Origin of the sequence: Brevundimonas sp. (genome assembly GCF_046299535.1) — a bacterium.
GTDB lineage: Bacteria > Pseudomonadota > Alphaproteobacteria > Caulobacterales > Caulobacteraceae > Brevundimonas.
In genome coordinates this window covers 62,698-84,151 of the sequence record NZ_JBKBIB010000011.1, presented here as the reverse complement: position 1 = coordinate 84,151, position 21,454 = coordinate 62,698, and the positions used below count along the sequence as shown (strand labels likewise).

Sequence of the window (21,454 nt, the reverse complement as noted above, 5' to 3'; positions counted from 1 at the left end):
TTGACGGCCATGATACTGACCTGTCCCGAGTGCGCCACCAGCTATTTCGTGCCTGACGACAGTCTGGGGCCGAACGGGCGGCGCGTGCGCTGTCAGTCGTGCGCCCACACCTGGCGCGCGACCCCCCATGACGAGCCGCTGGAGCTGACCGCCAAGGCCGAAGAGCCGGAGCCCGCAGCCTTCGGCAAGCGGGATGACCTTTCCCCCGAATCCCTGGCCGAGGCGCCGGCGCCGGAGCTGCCGAAGGCGTTCCGGGCCCGGGCGGAGCAGCAGCGGCGCATGCGGCGGGCCGCCGCCGTGGGCGGGGTCTGGGCCGGGCTGGCCTGCCTGTTCGTGGGCCTGCTGGGCGCGGCCTGGCTGTTCCGGGTGCAGGTCGTCGAGATGTACCCGCGCACCGCCGCCGCCTACGCCGCCGTGGGGGCCCCGGTGAACCCGGTGGGGCTGGAGTTCGCCTCGGTGCGCGCCCGGCCCGCCCCCAACGACCACGGCAAGGTGCTGGTCTCCGGCGCCCTGAGGAACGTCAGGAACCGGGCGGTGACCCCGCCGGTGGTGCGCATCGCCCTGCTGGACGCCGAGGGGCGCGAGATCGGGCATCAGATGCTGACCGTGCCCGGCCCGGCCATCGAGCCCGGCGCGGTGCTGGGCTTCGCCACCCTGGCGCCGGACCCGCGGGCGCAGGTGGCGGACATCGGCGTGGCCTTCGACCTGAGCGCGCGGCCCCAGCCGGCGCCGGCGCCCGTCCCGCCGCCGGGCGCCTCGGTGCAGTTCCGGCCCGAGCCGATCCTGCGGGGGCCCGTCGGGCTGGAGCGCCCGGAAGAGGCCGTGGAGGCCCAGCCTCTCGACACCCTGCCCCGCGAGGCGCTATCCGCCGCGCATGGCTGAACCCGCAACGCCCGCCGTCCTGCTGCCCGAAGCCCAGGTGGCCGCCCATGTGGCGGACCTGGCCGCGCGCATCGCCCCGCTCATCGACGACGACACCATCGCCGTGTGCCTGCTGACCGGCGGGCTGTGGTTCGCCGCCGACCTGACCCGGGCCCTGGCCCGGCTGGGGCGGCATGTGCGCTTCGACGCCCTGTGGCTGGCCTCCTACGGGGACGGCCAGGCCAGCAAGGGCCAGGTGGAGGTGCGCGCCCCCTGCCAGCGCTCGCTGGAGGGCGCCAAGGTGTTGATTCTGGACGACGTTTTCGACACGGGCCTGTCCCTGGCCGAGGCCGTGCGCATCACCCGCGAGGCGGGCGCCGCCGAGGTGCTGACCTGCGTCTTCGCCCGCAAGCCCTGGCCCGAGCCCCGCGCCCTGACCCCCGACTTCGTGGGGTGGGAGGCGCCCAGCCGCTATCTGGTGGGCTACGGGCTGGACGCGGGCGGACGCCTGCGCGGCCTGCCCGACATCTGCGCCCTGGACTAGGGAGCCGGACCCGGCCCGGCGCGTTTATCCCCTGACGCCACAAGGAGTTCCGCCTCATGTCCCGTCCCCTGCGCCGCCTGACCGCCCCCTTCGCAGCCCTGGCCCTGCTGGCCGCCTGCGGCCAGGCGGACGAGCCGGTCCCGCCCCCCGCGCCCCCCGCGGCCCCGGCGGCGACGCCCGCGGCGGGCGCCCCCGCCCTCGAGCCGACCCCGCCGGCCTCGCCGCCCACGCCCGGGCTGCTGCCCGGGGACGAGGTGGGCAGCTGCGCCGAGGAGCGGGGACAGGCGGCGGCCCAGGCGCTGGTGGACCGCTGCATCCAGGTCAGCCCGGCCACCCGCCCGCCCTGCAACACAGCCAACCCCTGCGCCATGATCCAGGGGGAGATCGACCGCAGCTGCGCCCTGTGGGAGGACGACGACAACGTGCCGGAGGCGTGTGCGGCCTGAGGCGGTTTCCGGGTCCGGGCCCGAAAAAACAGGGTCCGAATTGTCCGAATTGTCCGAAATCGCCCTGACCGTCCGGAAAAACAGGGTCCGAATTGTCCGAATTGTCTGAAACCGGCCCGGGCCGTCCGTCACCGCTGACGGGCCGGCGGGGTGGATTTCAGACTCCGGGGGTCGGAAAAAACACAGTCCGAATTGTCCGAATTGTCCGAATCGCCCCCCACAGCCTGATGCCCGCCGCGCCATTATAAGGGCGTGGGCGGCAGGGGGATTAAATCGTGCGGACGCCGCCGAGTATCCCGGCTACTCTGGTGTCCGGACGGGGGAGAGGATGCGGATGGGAGCCTATGTGAAGCCGGCGCTCACGGTGCTGGCCTTGGCGGCCTTCGTCGCCTTGGTGCTGTCCGCCAGCTTCCTGTATCTGGACACCCGCGCGATCCTGAGTTCGGGCTCGCGGCTGGACGGAATCCGGGATTGCGCGGTGACCCTGGACCTGCGCGGCGGCGCATTCTGCATCACCAGCGCCCGAAAGGCCGATCATGACCTGGCTTGGGTGATCGCAACCGCCTCGGGCATCCTCTGCTTCATCCTGTTCTCCTTCCTTTTCAGGAAGAAACCCCGCGTCGAGCCCGGTCAATCCCCGGCCTGAAATTGTTGAAATCGCCCTCCACGGCCCTATGCGCGCCGCGTCATTATAAGGGCGTGGGAGTGAGGGGGATTTAACAGGCCGGACGCCGCCGCGTTTAGGGCCGCCTATGCCAACGCAGAAGCCGACTTGTGATATCTGACTAGATATGAATGAGAACAAACCCGTTTTGTTCGGTTTCACGCCTGAACAATGGGCGGTGATCCCCGAACACATGCAGGCCCATATTATGCAGGTGAACTCGGCCGCAGCGACGAGCGCTCACGGCAACCAAGCGGCGCGGCAGAGCGCCATGGAAAGCCAATTATGGTCTGTTGGGGTGACTGTCGTAAAGCTGCTGATGACTCTCAACGCTGGCGCGCTGGTCGCCATCCTTGCGTTTCTAGGCTCGCTCGTAAGGGAACGGTCGGAGCTATGGCTCGACCCTTTGATCTGGTCGCTAGGCTGGTTCTTCTTAGGCGTCACGATGGCGATGGCAGCTGCTTTCGCCGCGTTCTTTACAGGGTCCGCACAAGACCAGGCCATCAAAGCCGAAGCCACCCAATGGGAGCCGCCTTACGTTCGGGATAATGACAAAAGTTTGGCTCAGCACCGGCGGGGCGACAGGCTACGGTTACTCGCAATCGGTCTGACGGTTCTGTCGTGGGGATGCTCACTCCTCGGCGGTGTGCTCTTTCTCCAGTTCGCGATCTCAGCGCTGCAGGCTCGGTGACACCGGTCAGGATTTGCCTTCTAAGCTAGCTGCTAGCGGGCCTGCTTGGCCTTCTTGAAAGTCAGCCTGCAGTAGATGGGGAGTGGCGCTTTTGCTTGACTCCAGTCGACACATTGCTCCCCCCGCCGCGCCGCTGTATGGCGCCTGTGAACCAACCCGGGGGGTGATCCATGTCTGCTCAAGCCAATTCCATCATCGAGGCGCGGTTCAGTCCGAAGCTGAAGGTGTATTTCTGGATCAGCGGGGCGCTGATCCTGATCGCGACGATCGCGGGGATACTGCTGTTGCCGTTCTGGGTGGTGCTGGGGGGCTGGTGGGCCTCGCGGTATCACGCCTCGCTGTCGTGCCGGCTGACCGAGCGCAGCGTGGTGATCGGCAAGGGGGTGTTCTTCAAGCAGGAGCTGACCATCCCGCTGGACAAGATCCAGGACGTCTCGATCCATGAGGGGCCGCTGCTGAATGCGATGGGGCTGTTGCGGCTGCGCATCGAGACGGCGGGGCAGAGGAGCGCGGCCACGGGCCAGTCCGAGGCGGACCTGGTGGGGGTGATGGACGCGCGGACCATGCGCGACCAGATCCTGACGCAGCGGGATCGGCTGGCGGAGCGGGGCTTTGCGGGGGCGGGGCCTGCGCCGGTTGAGGGCGCGGCCGGGGATGGAGCGGTGCTGGGGGAGATCCGGGATGCGCTGTTGCGGATCGAGGCGCGGCTGGGGGAGCGGGGGTGATTGATCGGCTTTGATGATTCGTCACCCTCGGGCTTGTCCCGAGGGCCTATGGCGGATGCGGGCGCCCGGTCGAGCCGGCCGTTCAGTCCTTCTCAAGCTCGCGCCTGAGGCCGCAGTGGGTCCCCGGGACAAGCCCGGGGATGACGGGGTTTGTTGATTGGGCCACCAGCCCCTCCACCACTTCGTGGTCCCCCTCCCCTGCGGCGCAGGGGAGGATGAAAAAAGGCCCCGGTGAGGGATCACCGGGGCCTTTTCTATTCAGCGATCAGAACGATCAGTCGCGACGGCGGCGGCCGCGGTCGCCGCCGCGGTCTCCACCGCGATCGCCGTCACGCTTGGGACGGCCGCCGGTGTCGTCGGACAGGGGGGCTTCACCCCGTTCGGCGCGCTCGGCGTTGATCTTGTCGGTGATGTCCTCGCCGGTCTCCTGATCGACGACCTTCATCGACAGCTTGGTCTTGCCGCGATCGTCCATGCCCAGGAACTTGACCTTGACCTCCTGGCCCTCGGTGAGGACGTCGGCCGGGTTGGCGACGCGCTCCAGGGCGATCTGGCTGACGTGGACCAGGCCGTCCTTGGCGCCGAAGAAGTTCACGAAGGCGCCGAAGTCGACCAGCTTGACCACCTTGCCGGTGTAGATGGCGCCGGGCTCGGGCTCGGAGGTGATGGACTGGATCCAGGCCTTGGCGGCGTCGATCTTTTCCTGCTCCGAGGCGGCGATCTTGACCGTGCCGTCGTCCTCGATGTTGATCTTGGCGCCGGTCTTCTCGACGATCTCGCGGATCACCTTGCCGCCGGTGCCGATCACTTCGCGGATCTTGTCGACCGGGACCTTGATGGCCTCGATCTTGGGGGCGTAGGCGCCCAGCTCGCCGCGCGGGGCGTCCATGGCCTTGGCCATTTCCTGGAGGATGTGCAGACGACCGGCAGACGCCTGGGTCAGGGCCTGCTTCATGATCTCCTCGGTGATGCCGGCGACCTTGATGTCCATCTGCAGGCTGGTGATGCCCACTTCGGTGCCCGCGACCTTGAAGTCCATGTCGCCCAGGTGATCTTCGTCACCCAGGATGTCGGACAGGATGGCGAACTCGCCGGACGGCTCCAGGATCAGGCCCATGGCGATGCCCGAGACCGGACGGATCAGGGGCACGCCCGCGTCCATCAGCGCCAGGGAGCCGCCGCAGACGGTGGCCATGGAGGACGAGCCGTTGGACTCGGTGATCTCCGACACCAGACGGATGGTGTAGGGGAAGTCCTCGGCGCTGGGCAGCATGGGACGCAGGGCGCGCCAGGCCAGCTTGCCGTGGCCGATTTCGCGACGGCCCGCGCCGCCCATGCGGCCGGTCTCACCCACCGAATAGGGGGGGAAGTTGTAGTGCAGGAGGAACTTCTCCTTGTAGGTCCCGGCCAGGGCGTCGACGTACTGTTCGTCCTCGCCGGTGCCCAGGGTGGCGACGACCATGGCCTGGGTCTCGCCGCGGGTGAACAGGGCCGAACCGTGGGTGCGCGGCAGGACGCCGACTTCCGAGACGATGGCGCGGACCTTGTCCAGGGCGCGGCCGTCGACGCGGTGGGCGTTCTCGATGATGTCGCGGCGCAGGACCTCGGCTTCACATTCCTTGAAGGCGGTGGAGAATTTGCCGGGCTCGACGCCGTCGGGGTTCTCGTCCGAGGCGACCAGGGCCTGGGCGGCCTTCTTCTTGGCGGTGTCGACGCCCGAGCGGCGGTCGTACTTGCCGGTGTGGGTGTAGGCGGCCTTGATGTCTTCGCCGACCAGCTTCTTGATGGAGGCGACCACGTCCGAGACGTCGTCGGCCTGGAAGTCGAAGGGCTCCTTGGCGGCGTGCTCGGCCAGCTCGATGATGGCGTCGATCACCGGCTGCATGCCGCGGTGGGCGAACATCAGGGCGTTGAGCATGATGTCTTCCGACAGCTCCTTCGCTTCGGACTCGACCATCATCAGGGCGTCCTGGGTGCCGGCGACGACCAGGTCCAGATCGGACGTGGGCAGCTGCTCCAGGGTGGGGTTGAGGACGTATTCGCCCTCGATGTAGCCCACGCGCGCGGCGCCGATGGGGCCCATGAAGGGCACGCCCGAGATGGTCAGGGCGGCAGAGGCGGCGACCATGCCGACGATGTCGGGGTCGTTCTCAAGGTCGTGCTGCAGCACGGTGATGACGACCTGGGTCTCGTTCTTGAAGCCCTTGACGAACAGCGGGCGGATCGGACGGTCGATGAGGCGCGAGACCAGGGTCTCCTTCTCGGTCGGCCGGCCTTCACGCTTGAAGTAGCCACCCGGGATCTTGCCGGCGGCGAAGGTCTTTTCCTGGTAGTTCACGGTCAGGGGGAAGAAATCCAGGCCCGGCTTGGGGGCGCGGCCGTAGACCACGGTGGCCAGCACGACCGTCTCGCCATAGGTGGCCAGCACGGCGCCGTCGGCCTGGCGGGCGATGCGGCCCGTTTCCAGGGTCAGCGGGCGCCCGGCCCAGTCGATGGTCTTGCGTTTGATGTCGAACATTTTTTCTCTTTCGTGTCCCGCAGGCGAATTCCGGCGGGGGCGGAGCGTCAGGCTTTGTTTCAGTCCTTCGGTCCCGAAAACCCGATCAGCGACGTCGCGGACCGGGCGGGTTGAGTGAGGACCGGCATGGCCCTCGCGTCATGGAGGCGTTCAGCCCCCGACCGCCTCGCGGCGGATAAGAGAAAGGGCCCGCACGCGGGCCCTTCCGTCACCTGAACCTAGCGGCGCAGGCCCAGCTTTTCGATGAGGGCGGCGTAGCGGCCTTCATCGACTTTCTTGAGGTGGTCCAGAAGGCCACGACGTTGCGACACCAGCTTGAGCAGGCCGCGACGGGAGTGGTTGTCCTTCTTGTGGGTCTTGAAGTGCTCGGTCAGGTTGGCGATGCGTTCCGTCAGGATCGCGACCTGGACCTCGGCCGAACCGGTGTCGCCCTCGCCGCGGGCGTTCTCGGAAATGACCTCGGCCTTGCGTTGCGCCGTAATCGACATCGTAGTCCCTTTCTTGCCCTATCGCTCGCCACGCGGTGGCTCGCTGCTTGAGGGCGTTGGGTGTCCAGTCGGCGGGTGTTGAGCCGCGTCAGGACAGATTGAAAACGCGGTCGGGTTCGAGTCGACCGGCCCGCATCTGACAGAGGGCGACCAGGGTTCCGTCCTCGAACGCCGAAACGGTTCGCGAACCGGACTTGAGCCGGTCCTTGAGCGTTTCGACCTGTCGGGGAAGCAGAACGATCGGCCGTCCCTGCCGAAGCGAGAAGGCGTCCGATCCAGTCACGGCCAGGTCCGGGATGTCGTCCAGAGCGGTCGGGACCGGAAGTAGACCTTCCAGGGCGGCGCCCCTATACGCCAAATCCTCCAGCATTTCCAGCGTTACGGCGTTTTCCGCCGCGAAAGGCCCCACCCTTTCGCGGCGCAGGGCGGAGACATGGCCCTCGGCGCCCAGCATCACCGCCAGATCGCGGGCCAGGGAGCGCACATAGACGCCCTTGCCGGTGCGGGCGGTGATCTCGACATGGTCGGCGTCGGGGGCGTCCGAGACGGCGATCTCGTGGATGGTGACGGGGCGGGCCTTGAGCTCCACCTCGACGCCCTCGCGGGCCAGGTCATAGGCCCGCTGGCCGTCCACGCGGATGGCGGAGAAGATGGGCGGAACCTGCTGGATCTCGCCGGAGAAGGCGGGCAGGGCGGCTTTGACCGCTTCCACCGAGGGCCGCACGTCGGACCGGGCTGTGACCTCGCCCTCGCGGTCCACCGAGGCCGTGGAGACGCCCCAGCGGACGGTGAAGCGATAGACCTTCTCCGCGTCCATCAGGAACGGCACGGTCTTGGTGGCTTCACCAAGGGCGATGGGCAGGACGCCGGAGGCGAGCGGATCAAGGGTGCCCGCATGGCCCGCCTTCTGGGCGTTGAACAGCCGGCGGATGCGGCTGACCGCCTCGGTGGAGCCGAGCTCGACGGGCTTGTCCAGATTGACCCAGCCGTGGACCGGGTCGCCGCGCTTTTTCCGGGCCATCAGTCTTTCGGGCCCGCCACGTCGTCCTCGTCGTCAGCCGCTTCGATGTCCGCGCGGACCCTGGGGTCGGCGAACAGTTGCTCCATGTGGCTGGCGGCGTCGAAGCTCTCGTCGTGGCGGAAGCGCAGGTCGGGTGTGAACTTCATGTCGATGCGGCGGCCCAGAACCCCGCGCAGGAATTTGGCGTGGGCGTTCAGGGCGTCGATGATCTCGCCCACGTGGCCCGCCGTCGGGGCGGCGTCGACGCCGGCGCCGAGGGGTTCGACGAAGCAGGTGGCGTGCTTCAGGTCCGGCGACATGCGCACCTCGGTCACGGTGACCGAGACGCCGGTCAGGGCCTCGTCGTGGATGTCTTCCTCGCGCAGAACATCGACCAGGGCGTGACGGATCAGCTCGCCCGCGCGCAGCTGGCGCTGGCTGGGACCCTGGGGTGTGGCATTGCGGGTGTGTTGCTTGCGGCCCATGAGCGCCTCCTTGACGCGCTTGCCGGGGATCGAACCCGGCGGGGGTAACGGGAGGGGGCGCGGTCTAGTCCCCTGAGGCCGTTCTGTCCAGTTCGGAGGCCCGGCGGGCGGCGCCCATGACCTCGGCCGAGAAGAACGCGTGGGCCGGCCGCACCGGCACCCCGCCAGCGTTCAGCACCCCCGCGGACCAGTGATTGCACAGGCGCAGGACCGAGAAGGTCTCGTGGCTGGCCAGGAAGACCGCCTCGTCGCCCGGCCGCCGGGCGGCGATGCGGGCGCGGCCGTCCTCCAGCGCCAGGGACGCCTCGATGCGGTCGGCCATGGCGTCGAAGGCGCGGGGCGACAGGGTCAGGCTCTGACGGCGCTCATCGCTCCACGCCAGGGCCGGGTCCCGACCGTAGGGGGTGAGCATGACCACGGACGGATTGCCGGGCCGCAGGAAGGCGCGGGCGCCGTCGGGCAGGCGGTGATGGATGGGGCGCTGGTCCACATAGAAGCGGGCGTCGCCCCAGCCCGTCAGCACCCAGTCGCCGGGGCCAAGAGCGCTTACCGCCTCGGCCAGCGGTCCGCCGCGCGCCTCGAGCCGGGCGCGGGGCAGGGCGATGTCGGTGTGAAAGCCGTTGTCCAGAATGTGCAGAACGACGCCTTCCCCCGGCGGGGAGGAAGCGAGGGCCGGGTCGCCGGGGCGGGTCCAGGTCAGGAGCGCGGCGATCAGGCCCAACAGGGCGGCGAAGGCGACGCCACGCATGGCCTATTGCCGGGGCGGGGCGCTGGAGGGGTCGCTTTCCGAGGGCGGGGCGTCGGTTCCCGCCCACTCCCCGCGGAACTCGTAACGCAACGGGGCGCAATGGCGGAATTGACCGTCGGCCCAGCGGCCCACCGCGTGCAGGGTCAGGGCCCGGGGGCCCCGGATGCGGCCGGACACGAACCAGGCTTCCTCGGAGGCGGGGCACAGGGCGTTGGCCAGGGCGCGGCCGTCTCCTTCGGGCAGGATGCGATAGACGGTGCGCTCGCCCGCGCCCTCGGGCAGGGCGTTGATGACGCCGTTCGGGCCGCCCCGCTCCAGGGCCGCCGAGCCGCGACCACCGGTGGAGAACAGACGACGGATGCTGATTCCGCCCAGGAAGCCGCGCTCCATTTCGAGCGTGATCCCGCGCGTCAGGCTGAGGGTCAGCGCATCGGCGGGGTCATAGGCGTAGAACAGGGTGTCTGCGCGCGCCGGAGCGGCGGCGGCGAGCAGGGCCAGGGCGGCGAGGGCTGCGGCGCGTTTCATGGCCGGCATTCTATACCCACTTGTGGCGGAAGGGTGACGCCACAGTTTTCCCTCCCCTTCAGGGGAGGGGGTTGAGGCGCAGGCGAATCGGGCGGGGGCGCCTCAGCGAAACAGCGAGGATGCATCGCCTCGCCCTCCCTGCCCCGTCGGCGCTGCGCACCGACGACCCTCCCCGAACGGGGAGGGAGAAACCCGGCGCGCCTACTCGAGCTCGCGCTTGATTTCCTGGACGGTGAAGCACTCGATGAGGTCGCCTTCCTTGATGTCCTGGAAGCCCTGGAAGTGCATGCCGCACTCCTGGCCCGACGGGACCTCGTTGACCTCGTCCTTGAAGCGCTTGAGCGTGGCGAGGGTGCCCAGCTCCAGCACGACCACGTCGTCGCGGATGATGCGGACCTTGGCGCCCTTGCGGACCACGCCTTCGGCCACCCGGCAACCGGCGATCTTGCCGGTCTTGGAGATGTCGAACACCTGCAGCACCTTGGCGTTGCCCAGCCAGGTCTCGCGCTGGATCGGCGCAAGCATGCCGGACAGCACGCCCTTCAGGTCGTCCAGAAGGTCGTAGATGATCGAATAGTAACGGATCTCCACGCCTTCCTTCTCGGCCAGGTCGCGGGCCTGCTTCGACGCACGGACGTTGAAGCCGATGACGGGCGCGCCGGCCGACTTGGCCAGGGTCACGTCGCTCTCGGTGATGCCGCCGGCGCCGGCGTGGACGATGCGCGCACGCACCTCCTCGTTGCCCATCTTCTCCAGCGAGCCGACGATGGCCTCGGCCGAGCCCTGCACGTCCGCCTTGATGAGGACGGGCAGTTCGGAGACCTTCTTGTCCTGAAGCTTGGACATCATGTCGGCCAGGGAGACGGCGGCCGGAACGGTGGCCTTCTCGCGCTTCTTGCGGGCGCGGAACTCGGTCAGCTCGCGGGCGCGGGCCTCGCTCTCGACCACGGCGAAGGGCTCGCCGGGATCCGGCGCCTCGTCCAGGCCGAGGATCTCGACCGGGGTGGAGGGACCGGCCTCGGCCAGCTGTTCGTTGCGCTCGTTGAGCAGCGCACGGACCTTGCCCCAGGCGGAGCCGGCCACGACGATGTCGCCCCGGCGCAGGGTGCCGCGCTTGACCAGAACCGTGCCGACCGGGCCGCGCCCCTTGTCCAGCTTGGCCTCGATCACCACGCCTTCGGAGCGGTGCTCGGGGTCGGCCTTCAGGTCCATCAGTTCGGCCTGAAGCAGGACAGCGTCGATGAGGCCGTCCAGATTGGTGCGGTTCTTGGCGGAAATCTCGACCACCTGGGTGTCGCCGCCCAGGCTTTCGGCCACGATCTCGTGCTGCAGCAGCTCGTTGATCACCTTCTGCGGATTGGCGTCAGGCTTGTCGATCTTGTTGACCGCCACGATGATCGGCGAACCGGCCGCCTTCGCGTGGCTGATGGCCTCCGCCGTCTGGGGCATGACGCCGTCGTCGGCGGCCACCACCAGGATGACGATGTCGGTCACATTGGCGCCGCGGGCCCGCATGGCCGAGAAGGCCGCGTGACCCGGGGTGTCCAGGAAGGTGACGCGCTGGCCGTCCTTCAGGCGAACCTGATAGGCGCCGATGTGCTGGGTGATGCCGCCGGCCTCGCCGCCCGCCACGTCGGTGGTGCGCAGGGCGTCCAGCAGGCTGGTCTTGCCGTGGTCGACGTGGCCCATGATGGCCACGACCGGCGCGCGCGGCGTTGTGGCGTCCCTGTCGGCCTCGTCGGACAGGAAGCCCGTCTCCACGTCGGATTCCGAAACCCGGCGCACGGCCATGCCGAACTCGTCGGCCACCAGTTCGGCGGTGTCGGAGTCGATCACGTCGGTGATCTTCATCATCAGGCCCTGACGCATCAGGAATTTGATGATGTCGACCCCGCGCACGGCCATCCGGTTGGACAGCTCCTGCACGGTGATGATGTCGGGAATGACCACTTCGCGCGGACGGTTCGGCGCGTCGGTGGAGCCGCCCTTGCGCTTTTCCTTCTCGCGTTCGCGGGCCCGGCGGACCGAGGCCAGCGAGCGGATGCGCTCGGCCGCGTCCTCGTCGCCTCCGGCCAGGGCCTGGATGGTCAGGCGGCCTTCGCGGCGCTTGGGCTCGCCCTTGCCGCGCGACACCGGCTTGGCGTCGCGGCGATCACGATCGTCCTCACGGGCGCGGCCGAAGCCGGCGCCGGCGGCGCGGCTGGGACGGGCCACTTCGGGCGTGGCGGGCGGCTGGTTCGGGGCGCCGCGGGCCGCGGGCGCGCCGCGTGCGCCGTCGGAACGGTTCGCGCCGGGCGCCGGCCTGGGCGCCAGGGCGGAATAGCGGACGGTCTTGGCCGGCGCGGAAGACGGCGCGGAGGACGCGGGAGCGTCCGGGCGGCCGCTCATGGCGGCCTCGCGGGCGGACTGGCCGCCGAAGGCCGGCGGCTGGGGCCGTTCGCGCGGCGCATCCTTGCGGGGCGCGCGCTGGCCGAAATTCACCTTGGGGGCGCGCTTGGGCGGCGCCGACAGATCGGGCCTGGGCGCGGCGGGGGCGGCCGGAGCCGGGGCGGCCGGAGCCGCAGGGGTCGGAGCCGGAGCGGCCTCGGCCTTCGGCGCCGCCTTGGCTTCAACCGGTGCGGGCTCGGCGGCCCCGGGCGCTTCGACAGGCCTGGGAGCCGGCGCGGGCGCCTCGGCGGCGGCCTTCGCTGCAGCTTCGGCGTCCTTGCGGGCGGCGGCCTCGCGGGCGGCCTTCTCCTGCTCGGCGCGGGCCTGGGCCTCGCGCTCGGCGCGTTCGCGGTTGGCCAGTTCGATGGCGCGGCGGCGGGCCTCCATCTCCTCGGCGGACAGGCCGCCGGGGCCCTCGGCGCGCGGGGCGCGAGCGGGCGGAGCCGACGGCGCGGCGGGCGCGGGCCGGTTGCGGGCCACGTCGAAACCCTGCGGACGCTGAACGCCCGCACCGGCGCCCAGACGGCGCTTGGTCTCGACGACCACGGTCTTGGACCGGCCGTGGCTGAAGCTCTGCTTCACCGTGCCTGTGGACACCGAGCCCGCCTGACGCGGGCGCAGGCTCAGCGGCGCGCGCGGTCCCGTCGTGGAGGGGGCGCCCTGGGGCTTGCCGTCGGTGTTGTTGTCGTTCTCGTCGCTCATCCGGTCGCTTTTACTCGCGGCGGTCGCCCGCCCATTGGTTCAAAAACACAAACAGCCGTGCGTGGCCTCGCTTCCCTCTCAGGAAACGGAACCGCGCCCGTCGAAGGCTCCCGCTGGCCCGCTCTCAGTCGCGGAATCAGTCCGGTCCGAAGACCCGGCCTGACGCCAGTCCTGGGGTCGGAGCGGTCTAAATCCCGCCAGTCGCCCGACCTCCTGGGTCCAGCGATCAGCCCGCCCGCCCGCAAGCAGGACGCTATGTATCGCATTTTCCAGCCCCAGGGCCAAACCCAAATCTTCGACGGTGAAGGCGCCGCACACTTCGGGGGGGCTGGGCTGGCGCGCGGCCAGGGCCAGAATCTTGCCGCGGCCGTCCGCCGCGCCGTCCGCCGCCTCGATCACCCAGGCGGCCTGGCCGCCCCGGATCGCCGCCGCAGACTTCTCGAAGCCCGAGATAAGCGCCCCTTCGCGGCGCGCAAGACCCAGCTGGTCCAGACAGCGCCGCGCCAGCAGCCGTTCGACCAGATCGGCCAGCTCGGGACCGGCCTTGAGCGGGGCCTTTGCGGCGCGGGCGAACAGGCCTTTCGCGGCGGCGGTGGAGACCGACGCGCGGTCCGCCGCCACCCACAGGCCCCGGCCCGGCAGCTTGCGCCCCAGGTCGGGAACCACCGCGCCGTCCGGCCCGGCCACGAAGCGGATCAGGCGTGATTCCTCCATGACCTCACGGGTGACGAGGTCGCGGCGTTCACGCTCCGATGTGGCTGCGGCGAGACCCATGGACGGCTGCGGCTCCCATCACGAATCGCGGGATTTTTCGAGGTCTTCGGCGAAGACCTCCGCGTCGGCCCCGGCCAGGTCGGCCTCCTCGACACCCTCGCCGCCCTGTTCAGCGCCGGCTTCGGCCTCGTCGGCCTGGCTATCGCCGCCGAACACGGCCTCGGCCTCGTCATAGACGCCTTCTTCCTCGTCGCCGTCGGGCTCCGGCTCGGGCTGGGGCAGTTCGGAGGCGTCGATCCAGCCAGCGGCCACGCGGGCCTGCAGGATCAGCATTTCGGCGTCTTCCTGCGGCAGGCTGAAGCTTTCCAGCACGCCCGGCACGCGCACGCGCTCGCCGTTCTTGACCTCGAAGCCGCCGCGGATCTCGTCGGTGGCCAGATCGGCCAGATCCTCGACCGTCTTGACGCCGCCTTCGCCCAGGGCGACGGCCATGGGCAGGGTCACGCCGGGGACCTCCAGCACGCCGTCCTCGACGCCCAGCTCCTTGCGCTTGGCGTCCAGCTCGGCGGCCTGACGGCCCAGATAGTCGTTGGCGCGGGCCTGCAGCTCCTCGGCGGTCTCCTCGTCGAAGCCCTCGATGTCGGAGATTTCGTAGGCTTCCACGAAGGCCACGTCCTCGACGGTGGCGAAGCCTTCGGTGACCAGCAACTGGGCGATGACCTCGTCCACGTCCAGGGCGTCCTGGAACAGCTGGGTGCGCTCGGCGAACTCGCGCTGGCGGCGCTCGGAGTCCTGGCTCTCGGTGATGATGTCGATCTGCCAGCCGGTCAGCTGGGAGGCCAGACGCACATTCTGGCCGCGACGGCCGATGGCCAGCGACAGCTGTTCGTCGGGCACGACCACTTCGACGCGGCCGGCTTCCTCGTCCAGAACCACCTTGGCCACTTCAGCGGGGGCCAGGGCGTTGACGATGAAGGTGGGCTCGTCGGGGTTCCACTGGATGATGTCGATCTTCTCGCCCTGCAACTCGGCGACCACGGCCTGGACGCGCGAGCCGCGCATGCCGACGCAGGCGCCGACGGGGTCGATGGAGCTGTCGTTGGACAGCACGGCCATCTTGGCGCGCGAGCCGGAGTCGCGGGCGGCGGCGCGGATCTCGATGACGCCGTCGTAGACCTCGGGCACTTCCTGGGCGAACAGCTTGGCCATGAAGCCCGGGTGGGCGCGGCTCAGCATGATCTGCGGGCCCTTCACCTCGGGGCGCACGTCATAGATGTAGGTGCGGATGCGGTCGCCGATGTTGAACACCTCGCGCGGGATGGACTGGTCGCGGCGCATGACGCCCTCGCCCCGGCCCAGGTCGACGATGGTGTTGCCGTATTCGACGCGCTTGACCGTGCCGTTGACGATCTCGCCCACGCGGTCCTTGAACTCTTCGTACTGGTTGGCGCGCTCGGCCTCGCGGACCTTGCCCATGACCACCTGGCGAGCCATCTGGGTCTGCACCCGGCCGAAGTCGAAGGGCGGCAGCTCCTCGACGTATTCCTTGCCCACCTCGACCTCGGGGTCGCGCTTCCGGGCGTCCGTCAGGCGCACCATGGCGGAGTCGTTGAACTCCTCCAGCTCGTCCTCGGGCTGCCAGTCGTCCTCGACCACGGTCACGTGACGGGTCAGGGCCAGTTCGCCGGTCTTGGGATCGATCTTGGCGCGGATGTCGTGGTGCGCGCCGTAGCGCGACTTGGCGCCCTTCTGGATCGCTTCCTCGATCGCCTCGATGACGATCTCCTTGTCGATGTTCTTCTCCATGGCCACGGCGTTGGCGATGGAGAGCAGCTCCATGCGGTTGGCGGAGATTCCGGTGACAGCCATCAGGCTTCGTCCTCTATCTGGTCAGGTTCGGGTTCGCCGCGAGAACGGCGGATCTCTTCGCCCCGCTTGAGCAGGGCGTCGGTCAGGATGAGCTTGGCTTCGGACAGCCAGGCGAAGGGCAGAAGGGCGGTGTCGTCCTCGTCCTCGAGATCGACGGCCACCATGGGGTTGGCGCTGTCGGCGTCCTCGACCCCGGCCAGCAGGCCGCGGAAACGGCGGCGGCCCTCGACCATGCGGTCGGTTTCGAGCCGGGCCTCGTGGCCCTCGAACAGCTGGAAGTCGATCAGGCGGGTCAGCGGCCGGTCGATGCCCGGCGAGGACACCTCGAGCAGATACTCGCCCGCGATGGGATCGGCGGCGTCCAGCACCTCGCTGATGGCCCGGCTGAGCCGCGCGCATTCCTCGACCGAGATGTCGTGGTCGCTGGGCCGCTCGGCCATGACCTGCAGCCGCCGACGCAGGGTCCCGCCCATCAGGCGCACCCGCACGACGTCCAGACCCAGCGTTTCCGCGATGGGGTCCAGAAGCTCGATCAGCATGCGGTCTTCGGCCGTCTTCGCCCGCAAGGCCATGCACTCCAATAAAAAAGCGGCGGACCCTGCGGCCGCCGCTCCGAAAAGCGTCGTCCGACGCCCGTCGATAACGATGTGAGCGGCCATATAGGCCAGCGCGCCGGCTTTGTCATCCCTGATTGAAGAAAGCGGATGCACGTTCCGATTTCATCGGCTAGAGGACGGCCAGCGCGGGTGTGGTGGAATTGGTAGACGCGCCGGACTCAAAATCCGGTTCCGCAAGGAGTGTCGGTTCGAGTCCGACCACCCGCACCATCACCCCCTTGATTTCCCGCCTCGGCCCGTGGCTTGCTCATTCTGACGCAAGGGGAGGGGCGAATGCGCATTCTGATGATGATGGCGGCTGGAGCGGCCTTGGTCGCCGGCTGCGACGACGGCGCCGGCGACGGCGGCGAAGCTTCGGTCGCGGCCGCCTTGAACGCGAACCCGGACATCCGTCAGGCCCAGCGGGTCGCGACCGCCCATCTGCCGGATTCCCGGGCTGATTTTCGCAATCTCAGGATCGTCCCCGTGACCGCCCATCAGACGGGCATCATCGGGGTGGGGCCGACGCTGGTGTGCGGCGAGATCAATGCGCGCAATGCGCAGGGCGAGCCGGTCGGCTTCATCCGGTTCTACGCTGACCCGAGCGTGGAGGAGCGGCAGCAGGAACTGACCGGCCTGGGGCGCGTGGGCTTTGATCCTGTGATCGACGATGCGGCAGGCGGCATGTACGCCATCATGCATCGGGACAGGCCCAGCGACCTTATGCTGGACGCTGACCGGCAGACGTTCGACTGGCTGTACAATGAGGCCTGCGAAAACGGGGAAGCGTCAGACGGCGCCGAATAAGCTGTCAGCGCCGCGGGGCCCGGTCATCATGGGCGGATGTCACTCCTCGCCCGTGATCTCGCGGGTGTTGAGGACGTCGGCGAGGCGTACGCGGTCGCCGAAGGGTTCGCTCCACAACAACGTCATCGTGTCCAGGGCGCCGGCTGCGGTTGGGGCGAAGGGTCTTTGGCGGGCACGTGGCGCCATGTCGCCGTGCCGCAACCTTGGCGACGGGCGAGGGTTAGCCTTGGCAGACGCCCCGGGACGTCGTTGCACACCGAGCTGCTGTCCGGGGCTGGAACACCAAGGAGACACCGTGGAAATTCAGATCAACACCTCGAACAATCTTGAAGGCCGTCAGGCGACCACAGAAAGGCTTGAGGCCCTGGTCACGGAGCGCCTGTCGCGATTTGGAGACCGCCTGACCCGCGTCGAGCTTCATGTGGGCGACGAGAATGGCGAACGAAACAACGGCGCGGACATCCGCTGCCAGATCGAGGCCCGTCCTGCGGGACATGATCCTGTATCCGTCTCCGAACAGTCCGATACGATCGACCAGGCGGCGTCGGGCGCGCTGGGCAAGTTGACGACGGCGCTGGAGCGCACGTTCGGCAAGTCTACGAACCGCAAGGGGCACTGAGATCTGACGGGCGCGCGGCGGCGCTGCGCGCCCAGGCTCTTTGCCTGAAATCCAGTCGTCATTCCTCGCCCGTGATCTCGCGGGTGTTGAGGGCGTCAGCGAGGCGGACGGTGGCGGAGCCGCGGCGAGCCGGTTTCGGCTGGCTGTGGTGAGGGGCCCAGCCGGTCAGGTGGATGATCTCGAAGGTGGCCCGCAGGCGGCCGTCCGGATCGGCGTGGCGTTCGGCGTAAAGGTCGGCGGCGCGGGCCAGGACGTCGCGGCGGACGGAGCGGGCGGGCCCGGCCAGGGCGCTGGTCTCGCCCATGGCGCGCAGGTCGCGGACCAGGGCGGGCAGGCCCGAATAACGCACGGTGATGCGGTCCACATCCACGGCGGGCATGGCGAAGCCGGCCCGCTGCAGCAGGGCCGCGCCGTCGAACCCGTCTGCAAAAGGCGAGACGCGGGCCCGGGCGCCGCCGGTGATCTCCAGCTCGGCCTCGGTCAGCACCCCGCGCAGTTCGTTCAGGGTCGTCCCGCCGAACAGGGCCCCGAGGAACAGGCCGTCGGGCGTCAGGGCGCGGCGGATCTGGGCCAGGGCGCCGGGCAGGTCGTCGGCCCAGTGCAGGGACAGCACCGACACGATCAGATCCGCTGAACCGTCGGTCAGCGGCAGGGGCGCGGAGGCGGGCTGGGCGCGCACAAATGCATCCTCGACCACCGACACGGCGCCGAGGCGGGCGGCGCCCTCCTCCCGGGCCACGGCCTCGAACAGGCCGGGGTGCGCCGAGACGTCGACGGCGACGGGAAAGTCGCGCAGGATGACGTCCAGATCCTGGGCCATGTGCCCGGCGGCCCGGCGATGCAGAAAGTCGGCGTCCGGAAACCGGCGCGCGGCGCGGGCAAGCCGGGCGGCGCGGCGGCGGGGATCGAACAGGCGCGGGGGCGCCGAAGGGGAAGCGGGGGCGGACATGAGTCTTCTAGATGGCGGCTGGCGGCGGCGATGGGAAGACGCGCGCTTGATCGAACTGGGCGGCGCGGCCCGGCGCATGGCCGCGAGCATGGGTCGGACGGCGGCGGATGCGCTGTTTCCCCCCGTGGCCTGGGATGCCGGCGAGCCCGCCGGCAGTTCGGGTCTGACCGCGGACGGGTTCAGCCGGGCGACCTTTCTGGAGGCGCCGGTATGCGACGGCTGCGGGGCGGGGTTCGAGTTCGATGGCGGAGCGTTTGCGGCGGATCGGTGCGCGGCCTGTCTGGCGAAACCCTACGCCTTTCAGCGGGCGCGGGCGGCCTGTGTTTATGACGACGCCTCGCGCGACCTGATCCTGAAGTTCAAGCACGGGGACCGGCACGAGCATGGGCCACTGTTCGCCCGCTGGATCAGCCGGGCGGCGGCGGACCTGATCGCCGAGGCCGATGCGATCGCGCCGGTTCCGCTGCACCCTTTTCGCCTGATTGCGCGCCGGTTCAACCAGGCGGCGGAGATCGCCCGTCCGTTGGCCCGCATGAGCCGGCTGGCCTATCTGCCGGACGCGCTGGTGCGGGCGAAGCGCACGGACAGCCAGGGCGGCAAGAGCGCACGGGGGCGGCGGCTGAACGTGCGCGCGGCCTTTTCGGTGACGGAGGCGGGGCGCAAGGCGGTGAAGGGGCGGCGCATCCTGTTGATCGACGATGTGCTGACCACCGGCGCCACGGCGGAGGCCTGTACGAAGGCCCTGATGGCGTCCGGGGCGCGGGCGGTGGACCTGGCGGTGGTGGCCCGTGTGCGCACGGCGCGAACCGTCGAGTGATTGAGGCGCTTAACTCCAGTGCGCCGACACCCTAGATAGGGCGCCAGAAGGAGTTGCGAATTGGCCAAGGTCGTCATCTACACCAAACCCTATTGTCCCTATTGCGTGCGCGCCCTGTCGCTGCTCGAGCGCAAGGGCGCGGACGTCGAGGAGATCGAGGCCGCCTTTGATCCCGAGAAGAAGGCGGAGATGATCCAGCGTTCGAACGGGGGGCGCACGTTCCCGCAAATCTTCATCGGCGACACCCATGTGGGCGGCAGCGACGAACTGCACGCGCTGGACGCGCGCGGCGGGCTGGACGCGCTGCTGGCCGCCTGATGACCCTGCGCGTCGCCCTGATCCAGACCCGCACGCCCGCCACGCAGAAAGCGGCGCTGGATCACGTGGCGCCCCTGATCCGTCAGGGGGCCAGGGACGGGGCGAAACTGATCCTGACGCCCGAGGGGGTGAACCTGCTGGAGCAGCGCCGCGAGCGCCGCGACCAGGCGGTGACGGATCAGGACGCGGACGCGGTGGTGGCGGGTCTGCGCGCTCTGGCCCGCGAGCTGGGCGTCTGGCTGCTGATCGGCTCGGCTATCGTCAGGTCGGGCCGCGAGGGCGACGGGCGGGCGGCGAACCGGTCGCTGCTGATCAATGACAGCGGCGAAATCGCCGCGTCCTATGACAAGCTGCATGTGTTCGATGTGACCCTGCCGGACGGCGAGAGCTGGAAGGAATCCGCGGTGATCCGGCCCGGCGAAGGGGCGGTGGTCGCGGCCACGCCGTGGGGCGGGCTGGGGATGACGGTCTGCTACGATGTGCGGTTCCCCCACCTGTATCGCCAGCTGGCGAAGGCGGGCGCGGCCATGATCGCGGTTCCGGCCGCCTTCACCCGACCGACGGGTGAGGCGCACTGGGAGACTTTGCTGCGGGCCCGGGCCATCGAGACGGGATGCTATATTCTGGCCCCGGCCCAGGGCGGCGAGCACGAGGACGGGCGCCGGACATGGGGCCGCTCCATGATCGTGGGGCCGTGGGGCGAGGTGATGGCTCGCGCGGAGGGCGACGAGCCTTGCGTGCTGACGGCCGATCTGGACATGGAGGCGGTGGACCGGGCCCGGCGCGCGGTGCCGCAACTGACCCACGACCGTGATTTCGACCCGCCTGCATCACGCCCATGATCCGCTACGCCCTCAACTGCGAGAACGACCACGGTTTCGAGGCCTGGTTCGGCTCGTCTGCCGATTATGACGATCAGGCGGCGCGCGGGCTGGTGGAATGCCCGTTCTGCGCCTCGCGACAGGTGGCCAAGCAGATCATGGCCCCGGCCGTGGCGGGCACGAAGCGGTCCGCGCCCGATCCGGAGACGGCGAAGAAGGTGCAGGCCATGATGATGGAGGCCGCCGGTCAGGTGCGCGCCCATGTGAAAGCGAATTTCGACCATGTGGGCGACGCCTTCGCCAGCGAGGCCCGGGCCATTCACGAGGGGCGGTCCGAGGCGCGCGGCATCTATGGCCACGCAACCCCCGCCGAGGTGCGGGCGCTGAAGGAGGACGGGGTGCCGTGCGCGCCCCTGCCGCCCGCGCCGATCGATCCGAAGAAGGCCAACTGATGGGCGCGCTGGTGAAGATCTGCGGCCTGACCACGCCGGAGACCCTGCGCGCGGCGGTGGACGCCGGGGCCGACTTCGTGGGGCTGGTGGCCTATCCCCGCAGTCCCCGCGCCGTGTCGCCCTTGCGGGCGGCGGCGGTGCTGGAGGGCGCCGGCATGGCGCGCGAGCGGCCGGTGAAGGTGGTGGCGGTCACGGTGGACCCGGACGACGCCCTGCTGAAAGGCATCGCCGACTGGATCGCGCCGGACTTCATCCAGCTGCATGGCGCGGAGACCCCTGACCGGGCCGGCCAGGTGCGGGCCATCACCGGGGCCGGGATCATCAAATGCATCCCGGTGTCCGGCCCGGCTGATCTGGACGCGGCGGACGCCTGGAGCGCGGCGGCGGATCATCTGATGTTCGACGCCCGCACGCCGGAGGGCTCCAGCCTGCCCGGCGGCATGGGGGTGTCCTTCGACTGGGCCATGCTGAAGGGGCGCGCGTTCGCCCGGCCGTGGTTCCTGGCGGGCGGGCTGAACCCGGACAATGCGGCGCAGGCGCTGGCCGCATCCGGCGCGCCCATGCTGGACGTATCTTCTGGCGTGGAAAGCGCGCCGGGTGTTAAGGAACCGGCCCTGATCGCGGCCTTCGTGGAGGCCGTGCGCGCAACCTCCCCACGTTGACGCTGG

General features: G+C 69.6%; 25 protein-coding genes and 1 tRNA gene. 14 read left to right on the top strand and 12 right to left on the bottom strand.

Features of this window, described 5'->3' with window-relative positions:
• The first annotated feature begins 9 nt into the window (after nucleotides 1–9).
• From ACK4FB_RS10715 to ACK4FB_RS10690, 6 genes are all read left to right on the top strand, one after another.
• Nucleotides 10–882: an MJ0042-type zinc finger domain-containing protein gene (locus tag ACK4FB_RS10715; protein ID WP_409751759.1), complete on the top strand. Its 873-nt coding sequence runs from the start codon at nucleotides 10–12 to the stop codon at nucleotides 880–882.
• Nucleotides 875–1,405, top strand: a complete 531-nt coding sequence (locus tag ACK4FB_RS10710) for a phosphoribosyltransferase (RefSeq protein WP_409751756.1) — start codon at nucleotides 875–877, stop codon at nucleotides 1,403–1,405. Before ACK4FB_RS10715 ends, ACK4FB_RS10710 begins: the two co-directional genes overlap by 8 nt.
• A 56-nt stretch (nucleotides 1,406–1,461) precedes the next feature.
• Nucleotides 1,462–1,851, top strand: a complete 390-nt coding sequence (locus ACK4FB_RS10705) for a hypothetical protein (protein ID WP_409751753.1) — start codon at nucleotides 1,462–1,464, stop codon at nucleotides 1,849–1,851.
• A 334-nt stretch (nucleotides 1,852–2,185) separates the two neighbouring features.
• Nucleotides 2,186–2,497 (top strand): hypothetical protein, encoded by a 312-nt coding sequence (locus ACK4FB_RS10700; RefSeq protein WP_409751750.1) that lies wholly within the window; start codon nucleotides 2,186–2,188, stop codon nucleotides 2,495–2,497.
• 145 nt (nucleotides 2,498–2,642) lie between these two features.
• Entirely contained in the window at nucleotides 2,643–3,206 is a 564-nt protein-coding gene (locus ACK4FB_RS10695; RefSeq protein WP_409751747.1) for a hypothetical protein, read from the top strand.
• Nucleotides 3,207–3,376: 170 nt separating this feature from the next.
• Nucleotides 3,377–3,931, top strand: coding sequence for a PH domain-containing protein (locus tag ACK4FB_RS10690; RefSeq protein ID WP_409751744.1), 555 nt, complete (start codon nucleotides 3,377–3,379; stop codon nucleotides 3,929–3,931).
• Between the two features lie 274 nt (nucleotides 3,932–4,205).
• Here the strand turns inward: ACK4FB_RS10690 and pnp are convergent, their stop codons facing one another.
• From pnp to rimP, 10 genes are all read right to left on the bottom strand, one after another.
• Nucleotides 4,206–6,449 carry a polyribonucleotide nucleotidyltransferase gene (pnp, locus tag ACK4FB_RS10685; RefSeq protein ID WP_409751741.1) on the bottom strand — a complete coding sequence of 748 codons (2,244 nt, stop codon included), beginning with the start codon at nucleotides 6,447–6,449 and terminating at the stop codon, nucleotides 4,206–4,208.
• A 218-nt stretch (nucleotides 6,450–6,667) separates the two neighbouring features.
• Nucleotides 6,668–6,937 (bottom strand): 30S ribosomal protein S15, encoded by a 270-nt coding sequence (rpsO, locus tag ACK4FB_RS10680; RefSeq protein ID WP_409751738.1) that lies wholly within the window; start codon nucleotides 6,935–6,937, stop codon nucleotides 6,668–6,670.
• Nucleotides 6,938–7,025: 88 nt separating this feature from the next.
• Complete coding sequence (gene truB, locus ACK4FB_RS10675; protein WP_409751735.1) at nucleotides 7,026–7,958, bottom strand: tRNA pseudouridine(55) synthase TruB; 933 nt, start codon at nucleotides 7,956–7,958, stop codon at nucleotides 7,026–7,028.
• Nucleotides 7,958–8,422, bottom strand: coding sequence for a 30S ribosome-binding factor RbfA (gene rbfA / locus ACK4FB_RS10670; RefSeq protein ID WP_409751732.1), 465 nt, complete (start codon nucleotides 8,420–8,422; stop codon nucleotides 7,958–7,960). The genes truB and rbfA overlap by 1 nt, the downstream gene beginning before the upstream one ends.
• Nucleotides 8,423–8,486: 64 nt before the next feature.
• Nucleotides 8,487–9,170, bottom strand: coding sequence for a DUF2459 domain-containing protein (locus ACK4FB_RS10665; RefSeq protein WP_409751729.1), 684 nt, complete (start codon nucleotides 9,168–9,170; stop codon nucleotides 8,487–8,489).
• A gap of 3 nt (nucleotides 9,171–9,173) precedes the next feature.
• Nucleotides 9,174–9,695 carry a hypothetical protein gene (locus ACK4FB_RS10660; RefSeq protein ID WP_409751727.1) on the bottom strand — a complete coding sequence of 174 codons (522 nt, stop codon included), beginning with the start codon at nucleotides 9,693–9,695 and terminating at the stop codon, nucleotides 9,174–9,176.
• Nucleotides 9,696–9,896: 201 nt separating this feature from the next.
• Complete coding sequence (gene infB, locus ACK4FB_RS10655; protein WP_409751724.1) at nucleotides 9,897–12,824, bottom strand: translation initiation factor IF-2; 2,928 nt, start codon at nucleotides 12,822–12,824, stop codon at nucleotides 9,897–9,899.
• A 78-nt stretch (nucleotides 12,825–12,902) separates the two neighbouring features.
• Nucleotides 12,903–13,598 carry an RNA-binding protein gene (locus ACK4FB_RS10650; RefSeq protein WP_409751721.1) on the bottom strand — a complete coding sequence of 232 codons (696 nt, stop codon included), beginning with the start codon at nucleotides 13,596–13,598 and terminating at the stop codon, nucleotides 12,903–12,905.
• An 18-nt stretch (nucleotides 13,599–13,616) separates the two neighbouring features.
• On the bottom strand, nucleotides 13,617–15,407 hold the full coding sequence (gene nusA, locus ACK4FB_RS10645; RefSeq protein ID WP_409751718.1) for a transcription termination factor NusA: 1,791 nt from the start codon (nucleotides 15,405–15,407) through the stop codon (nucleotides 13,617–13,619).
• The gene (gene rimP, locus ACK4FB_RS10640; protein WP_409751883.1) at nucleotides 15,407–15,973 is read right to left on the bottom strand and encodes a ribosome maturation factor RimP; all 567 of its coding nucleotides are present in this window, start codon (nucleotides 15,971–15,973) and stop codon (nucleotides 15,407–15,409) included. Before rimP ends, nusA begins: the two co-directional genes overlap by 1 nt.
• Nucleotides 15,974–16,149: 176 nt before the next feature.
• Between rimP and ACK4FB_RS10635 the strand changes: the two genes are divergently transcribed.
• Both ACK4FB_RS10635 and ACK4FB_RS10630 read left to right on the top strand, forming a co-directional pair.
• A tRNA-Leu gene (locus ACK4FB_RS10635) sits at nucleotides 16,150–16,234 on the top strand.
• Nucleotides 16,235–16,297: 63 nt separating this feature from the next.
• Nucleotides 16,298–16,810, top strand: a complete 513-nt coding sequence (locus ACK4FB_RS10630) for a hypothetical protein (protein WP_409751716.1) — start codon at nucleotides 16,298–16,300, stop codon at nucleotides 16,808–16,810.
• 39 nt (nucleotides 16,811–16,849) lie between these two features.
• On the opposite strand, the gene ACK4FB_RS10625 is transcribed toward ACK4FB_RS10630, so the two are convergent.
• A complete protein-coding gene (locus tag ACK4FB_RS10625; RefSeq protein ID WP_409751713.1) occupies nucleotides 16,850–16,996 on the bottom strand; it encodes a hypothetical protein in 147 nt (48 codons plus the stop codon).
• A 109-nt stretch (nucleotides 16,997–17,105) separates the two neighbouring features.
• Here ACK4FB_RS10625 and ACK4FB_RS10620 point away from each other — a divergent pair, with 109 nt between their 5' ends.
• Complete coding sequence (locus ACK4FB_RS10620) at nucleotides 17,106–17,429, top strand: HPF/RaiA family ribosome-associated protein (RefSeq protein WP_409751710.1); 324 nt, start codon at nucleotides 17,106–17,108, stop codon at nucleotides 17,427–17,429.
• 58 nt (nucleotides 17,430–17,487) lie between these two features.
• Here ACK4FB_RS10620 and ACK4FB_RS10615 read toward each other — a convergent pair whose 3' ends face one another.
• The gene (locus ACK4FB_RS10615; protein WP_409751707.1) at nucleotides 17,488–18,378 is read right to left on the bottom strand and encodes a methyltransferase domain-containing protein; all 891 of its coding nucleotides are present in this window, start codon (nucleotides 18,376–18,378) and stop codon (nucleotides 17,488–17,490) included.
• Here ACK4FB_RS10615 and ACK4FB_RS10610 point away from each other — a divergent pair.
• From ACK4FB_RS10610 to ACK4FB_RS10590, 5 genes are read left to right on the top strand one after another with little or no spacing between them, the layout of a single operon-like run.
• Nucleotides 18,377–19,195 (top strand): ComF family protein, encoded by an 819-nt coding sequence (locus ACK4FB_RS10610; protein WP_409751704.1) that lies wholly within the window; start codon nucleotides 18,377–18,379, stop codon nucleotides 19,193–19,195. The two genes, ACK4FB_RS10615 and ACK4FB_RS10610, sit on opposite strands and share 2 nt — an antisense overlap.
• Before the next feature lie 60 nt (nucleotides 19,196–19,255).
• Nucleotides 19,256–19,513 carry a glutaredoxin 3 gene (gene grxC / locus ACK4FB_RS10605; protein WP_409751701.1) on the top strand — a complete coding sequence of 86 codons (258 nt, stop codon included), beginning with the start codon at nucleotides 19,256–19,258 and terminating at the stop codon, nucleotides 19,511–19,513.
• The gene (locus ACK4FB_RS10600; protein ID WP_409751698.1) at nucleotides 19,513–20,355 is read left to right on the top strand and encodes a carbon-nitrogen hydrolase family protein; all 843 of its coding nucleotides are present in this window, start codon (nucleotides 19,513–19,515) and stop codon (nucleotides 20,353–20,355) included. Before grxC ends, ACK4FB_RS10600 begins: the two co-directional genes overlap by 1 nt.
• Entirely contained in the window at nucleotides 20,352–20,786 is a 435-nt protein-coding gene (locus ACK4FB_RS10595; RefSeq protein WP_409751696.1) for a DUF1178 family protein, read from the top strand. The genes ACK4FB_RS10600 and ACK4FB_RS10595 overlap by 4 nt, the downstream gene beginning before the upstream one ends.
• Nucleotides 20,786–21,448 carry a phosphoribosylanthranilate isomerase gene (locus tag ACK4FB_RS10590; protein WP_409751880.1) on the top strand — a complete coding sequence of 221 codons (663 nt, stop codon included), beginning with the start codon at nucleotides 20,786–20,788 and terminating at the stop codon, nucleotides 21,446–21,448. Before ACK4FB_RS10595 ends, ACK4FB_RS10590 begins: the two co-directional genes overlap by 1 nt.
• Nucleotides 21,449–21,454: the final 6 nt, after the last annotated feature.

Bases quoted from the DNA above. Each gene is read 5' to 3' on its own strand.
- ACK4FB_RS10715 (WP_409751759.1), top strand. From the start codon at position 10: ATGATACTGACCTGTCCCGAGTGCGCCACCAGCTATTTCGTGCCTGAC.
- ACK4FB_RS10710 (WP_409751756.1), top strand. From the start codon at position 875: ATGGCTGAACCCGCAACGCCCGCCGTCCTGCTGCCCGAAGCCCAGGTG.
- ACK4FB_RS10705 (WP_409751753.1), top strand. From the start codon at position 1,462: ATGTCCCGTCCCCTGCGCCGCCTGACCGCCCCCTTCGCAGCCCTGGCC.
- ACK4FB_RS10700 (WP_409751750.1), top strand. From the start codon at position 2,186: ATGGGAGCCTATGTGAAGCCGGCGCTCACGGTGCTGGCCTTGGCGGCC.
- ACK4FB_RS10695 (WP_409751747.1), top strand. From the start codon at position 2,643: ATGAATGAGAACAAACCCGTTTTGTTCGGTTTCACGCCTGAACAATGG.
- ACK4FB_RS10690 (WP_409751744.1), top strand. From the start codon at position 3,377: ATGTCTGCTCAAGCCAATTCCATCATCGAGGCGCGGTTCAGTCCGAAG.
- pnp (WP_409751741.1), bottom strand. From the start codon at position 6,449: ATGTTCGACATCAAACGCAAGACCATCGACTGGGCCGGGCGCCCGCTG.
- rpsO (WP_409751738.1), bottom strand. From the start codon at position 6,937: ATGTCGATTACGGCGCAACGCAAGGCCGAGGTCATTTCCGAGAACGCC.
- truB (WP_409751735.1), bottom strand. From the start codon at position 7,958: ATGGCCCGGAAAAAGCGCGGCGACCCGGTCCACGGCTGGGTCAATCTG.
- rbfA (WP_409751732.1), bottom strand. From the start codon at position 8,422: ATGGGCCGCAAGCAACACACCCGCAATGCCACACCCCAGGGTCCCAGC.
- ACK4FB_RS10665 (WP_409751729.1), bottom strand. From the start codon at position 9,170: ATGCGTGGCGTCGCCTTCGCCGCCCTGTTGGGCCTGATCGCCGCGCTC.
- ACK4FB_RS10660 (WP_409751727.1), bottom strand. From the start codon at position 9,695: ATGAAACGCGCCGCAGCCCTCGCCGCCCTGGCCCTGCTCGCCGCCGCC.
- infB (WP_409751724.1), bottom strand. From the start codon at position 12,824: ATGAGCGACGAGAACGACAACAACACCGACGGCAAGCCCCAGGGCGCC.
- ACK4FB_RS10650 (WP_409751721.1), bottom strand. From the start codon at position 13,598: ATGGGTCTCGCCGCAGCCACATCGGAGCGTGAACGCCGCGACCTCGTC.
- nusA (WP_409751718.1), bottom strand. From the start codon at position 15,407: ATGGCTGTCACCGGAATCTCCGCCAACCGCATGGAGCTGCTCTCCATC.
- ACK4FB_RS10630 (WP_409751716.1), top strand. From the start codon at position 16,298: ATGCGCATTCTGATGATGATGGCGGCTGGAGCGGCCTTGGTCGCCGGC.
- ACK4FB_RS10625 (WP_409751713.1), bottom strand. From the start codon at position 16,996: ATGGCGCCACGTGCCCGCCAAAGACCCTTCGCCCCAACCGCAGCCGGC.
- ACK4FB_RS10610 (WP_409751704.1), top strand. From the start codon at position 18,377: ATGAGTCTTCTAGATGGCGGCTGGCGGCGGCGATGGGAAGACGCGCGC.
- ACK4FB_RS10615 (WP_409751707.1), bottom strand. From the start codon at position 18,378: ATGTCCGCCCCCGCTTCCCCTTCGGCGCCCCCGCGCCTGTTCGATCCC.
- ACK4FB_RS10600 (WP_409751698.1), top strand. From the start codon at position 19,513: ATGACCCTGCGCGTCGCCCTGATCCAGACCCGCACGCCCGCCACGCAG.
- ACK4FB_RS10595 (WP_409751696.1), top strand. From the start codon at position 20,352: ATGATCCGCTACGCCCTCAACTGCGAGAACGACCACGGTTTCGAGGCC.
- ACK4FB_RS10590 (WP_409751880.1), top strand. From the start codon at position 20,786: ATGGGCGCGCTGGTGAAGATCTGCGGCCTGACCACGCCGGAGACCCTG.